Annotated in this window: 1 protein-coding gene; it reads left to right on the top strand. The window is 59.6% G+C overall.

Translation table 11 applies throughout. The features are described 5' to 3' along the window. Positions 1–275: AMP-binding protein (locus G9G57_RS25445; protein ID WP_164965698.1), on the top strand; the 275-nt coding region annotated here is incomplete at both ends.

The following is a 275-nucleotide window of genomic DNA, read 5'->3' as shown; positions in this document are numbered from 1 at the left end:
GCGCGGACGCTGTACAACGGAGGCACGATGGTGATTGTGCCGAAGGACGACCGGATCGATCCGTCTCGTCTGCACCACTGGATTGAGCGGGAGCGGGTCACCATCTTCGAATCGACGCCAGCGCTGATCGTGCCGTTCCTAGAGTACGTGCACGAGCAGCGGCTCGATATGAGCTGGATGGAGCTGTTGATCACGAGTTCGGACAGCTGCAGCGTGGCGGATTACCGGACCTTGCAGGAACGCTTCGGCTCGTTGTTCCGGATCATCAACGCATA

Origin of the sequence: Paenibacillus sp. EKM211P, from assembly GCF_011066175.1 — a bacterium.
GTDB lineage: Bacteria > Bacillota > Bacilli > Paenibacillales > Paenibacillaceae > Paenibacillus > Paenibacillus polymyxa.
The sequence above is the reverse complement of the archived record's forward strand: the minus strand, read 5'-3'. Positions and strand labels throughout refer to the sequence as shown.